Source organism: Parafrankia sp. Ea1.12 (genome assembly GCF_900465275.1).
Classification (GTDB): Bacteria; Actinomycetota; Actinomycetes; order Frankiales; family Frankiaceae; genus Parafrankia; species Parafrankia soli.
Genome location: NZ_UBIZ01000441.1, coordinates 1 through 3,548 on the forward strand (window position 1 = coordinate 1; position 3,548 = coordinate 3,548).

Here is a 3,548-nt window from a genome sequence, read left to right on the forward strand (position 1 = left end):
GTGTCGGGGCGGGTGTCGGGCTCGGCGGGGGCATGTCCGGTACGGCACCCCGAATCTCCGGTCGAAAAGTTACCGAGAGTAATTTCATCTCACCCTCCGTATAGCATCACCGCGTCATCGGCTACGAGCGGCTCTGGTCGACGAGCTTGCCGACCACGGGCCCTGACGAAGGGATGAGGCGCGGGGGTGCCACAGGAAATCACTTCGGATCGGGGAACATCGCCTCAGGAGGCTGCCAACTCCGGCGAACGCAACCCGAAACACGCGCGACGCGGTCGCCACAGGCGTCCCACGCTCTGGCGAAGCCGGGCCCGGACCCGGGCCCGGCCCGTGGGACCGAGCGATATGGAACCACGTATCGGCGGGCCGCCCGCCGGGCACCTGGATCAGCCGGGCGGCGGTACCTCGGGGCGGCAGGGCGGCAGCGTGGACAGCGCGCGCGGCCATCGCATCGTCCGCGCACCAACCGGTCGTCGGCGGTCCTACCTGCGATCGACGATGCTGCGTCTCGCCGTCCTCGCGCCGACCCTGTTGGCCGGGGCGACGATCGCCGGCAGCGGCGCGGAGGCCCTGCCGGTGCCGGGAGCCCTCATCGAGGACACGTCGATCGGTTCGGGGGTCTCCCAGGTCAGCTACTTCGGCGACTGGTCGGCGTGTACGCGGTGCGGCCCGGCCACGCCCAACAATAGTTACCGGGAGTCGGTCCAGCCGTCGAGTGGCGCGGTGCTCCGGTTCTCCGGGACACAGGTTGACGTCTACGGCGCCCTGGGCCCGTCCGGGGGCATCGCGACGATCAGTGTAGACGGCGGGACACCGACCGCCGTCGACACCTACGCGGCGGCCGGTACGGTGAGCCGCATCTACCAGTCCGGGTTGCTCAATCCCGGGATCCACACCGCGGTGATCGTCAACATCGGCTGGCGCAACCCGGCTTCCAGTGGTGTTCGGGTCGTCTTCGACCGGGCCCAGGTGTTCGTCGAGCAGCGCGGCGATCCGGGGAACCGGTCGGGTCAGCCGTGGCTCTCCGGGGCGAACGGAGATCCGATCCAGAACCCGGCGAACGTGGACGCGTTCTGCGAGCGCCGGGGCAGTCCCTGCGATCTCGCTCATGTCTTCGTCTCCCGTAACAACTGGCAGAACATCGTTCAGCCGTCCTGGACCCAGGCGAACTTCGCCGGATGGCCGGGCCGCCTCGTCATCTCGGTGCCTCCCTTCCCCGAGAACTCGGGGAACACACTCACCGCCTGCGCATCGGGTGCCTACGACTCGCAGTGGCGCACGTTCGGCCAGACACTGAACTCCACCGGACGGCAGAACTCGATTATCCGGATCGCGTGGGAGGCGAACGGAAACTGGTACCAGTGGTCGGGTAGCAACCCGTCCGCCTATGTGGGCTGTTGGCGGCGGATCGCCGACGCCATCAACTCCACGGCCGAGCCTGACCCGCTGCTCGACTGGACCATCAACGCGCACTACTCGCAGAACCCCGCGAGCCATAACCCGCTCGACCTGTACCCGGGCGACGCCTGGGTGGACATCGTGGGCATCGACGCCTACGACCACTACCCGCCGTCCCGTACCCTCACCGAGTTCAACAACCAGGCGAACGCGGTCGGAGGCATCACCTGGCTGTACAACTTCGCCCGCGCCCACAACAAGTTGTTCGGTGTCGGTGAATGGGGGGTCGTGAGCGGACGTAACGAGAACGGTGCCGGGGACAACCCGAACTTCATCCAGTTCATGCGCGACTGGATGGATGCACGTGCTGGGCAGGGAATGTTCTACGAGAACTACTACAGCACCTGTGAGCCGCCGAATGTCGGGTCCAACCTGTACCGGCCGACCGGGCCGTCCTGTCTGTTCATCAACAACGCCTCCGCCCAGCGCTACACCGATCTGTGGAGCAGCCCTTAGAACTGACCGGTGACGGGGCGGGGCCTCCCGGCCGACCGGCCGGACGACGGTCCGCGCCCAGTGGCGCGGACACGCCTCCCGGCAACCTTTCGCGCCGGGAGGCGTGTCCGCGGCCGGCCCTGACCGGCGCGTCGCTCGCGGGCACGTGGGGGGCCCGCGAGCGACGTCGCCTCAGCCCCGCGGCGGACCGGGGCGGGCGACGAGCAGCTCGACCAGCCGGTCCAGCTCGGCCGCGGGGTCGTCGGTGAAACCGGTGTGGACGGCCGACGTCTGCACCACGGTGCTGCGCGGGGCCGTCAACCAGCGGAACCGTTCCCCGCCGGGGAGCCGGCCAGGCGGTCCGGCGTCGAGGCCGCCGGCGCAGACCCGGCGCAGGGCCGCGAGGCTCGCCGACACCGCGTCCTGGTCGAGGAACGGATCGAGGCTGGCGAGGCGCTCCCGGTCGACGACGCACCGCGAGCCGAGGAAGCCGGCCCGTTGGCACCACAGCAGGACACCGACGTTGACGCACTCGCCGCGTTCGACTCGCGGCACGACGCGGATCATCGCGTACTCGAACAGATCAGGCACCGGAGCCTCCCAGCAGCCAGTCGGGACGTCCGGTACGCCGCTCGGCGGCGACGAGCGGTTCGGCGGGGGTGAGCATCGCCGCCAGCCAGGGACGGTCCCCCTCGACGCGGGACAGCAGCCAGTCGACGTAGGCCGAGCCGGGCACGTCCGTCCACTCCGCCGGCACCAGCTCGACGATCCGGGACAGCAGGTCCGCCGTGACCGCGGGTGCGAGCTCCCGGTCCGCGGCGGCGAGCAGCTCCGGTGCGTCCGCGCCCAGCACGGGGAGCAGGACGTGGTCGGCGAAGCCGGGCAGCGGCCGGTCGACCGCCGCCGCGGCGCCCGGCCAGTCATGGTGCGGGTACAGGGCCGCCCCATGGTCGATCAGCCACAGGTGGGAGCCCCACACCAACAGGTTCGGATTCCGCCAGGAGCGGTCGACGTTCAGCGTGAACGCGTCGAGCCAGACGACCCGGGCGGCGAGCGCCGGCTCCACCGGGAACGCCAGCGGGTCGTAGGTGATCGAGCCGGGCAGGTAGTCCATGCCGAGGTTGCGGCCGGGGCTCGCCCGGAGCAGGTCCTGAACCTCCTGGTCGGGCTCCGTTCGGCCGAGATCCGGGTCGACATCGACGAGGACCAGCTCGGGTACGGCCAGGCCCAGGCCGCGCGCGAGCTCGCCGACGATCACCTCGGCGACGAGCGCCTTGGGCCCCTGCCCTGCGCCGGTGAACTTCACCACCCACGTTCCGAGGTCGTCGCCCTCCATGACGCCGGGAAGACTGCCGCCCTCCCGCAGGGGCGTGGCATAGCGGGTCGCGAGGACATGACGAAGCACCGCACCAGCATGCCCGCCGGCCCACACGGCCAGCCGAGCCGGGCCAGACACCGAGGTGCCGGGCTGCACCGGACGTCGGACTGGGCCGGGAGGGAACCGCGGCGCACCGGTTCCGGTGCGCCGCGCCCCCCGACTGACGCGTGGACGTTCCGTCTCGAGACGGAACGTCCACGCTCCGTGTTCTAGGCCCCCGCGCGGCTGGAGGTGTCGCGCTCGGCCGGGCGGGGGCCTAGAACACGGAGCGTGGACG

The 3,548-nt window shown here is 70.7% G+C and carries 3 protein-coding genes; 1 reads left to right on the plus strand and 2 read right to left on the minus strand.

Going from position 1 to position 3,548, the window contains the following annotated elements:
- Window positions 1-345: 345 nt before the first annotated feature.
- Window positions 346-1,914, plus strand: coding sequence for a glycoside hydrolase family 26 protein (locus FMEAI12_RS26045; protein ID WP_235014516.1), 1,569 nt, complete (start codon window positions 346-348; stop codon window positions 1,912-1,914).
- Window positions 1,915-2,085: 171 nt separating this feature from the next.
- Here the strand turns inward: FMEAI12_RS26045 and FMEAI12_RS26050 are convergent, their stop codons facing one another.
- Window positions 2,086-2,484 carry a DUF3037 domain-containing protein gene (locus FMEAI12_RS26050; protein WP_020462966.1) on the minus strand — a complete coding sequence of 133 codons (399 nt, stop codon included), beginning with the start codon at window positions 2,482-2,484 and terminating at the stop codon, window positions 2,086-2,088.
- Complete coding sequence (locus FMEAI12_RS26055) at window positions 2,477-3,298, minus strand: HipA family kinase (RefSeq protein ID WP_112108177.1); 822 nt, start codon at window positions 3,296-3,298, stop codon at window positions 2,477-2,479. Before FMEAI12_RS26055 ends, FMEAI12_RS26050 begins: the two co-directional genes overlap by 8 nt.
- Between the last annotated feature and the right edge of the window lie 250 nt (window positions 3,299-3,548).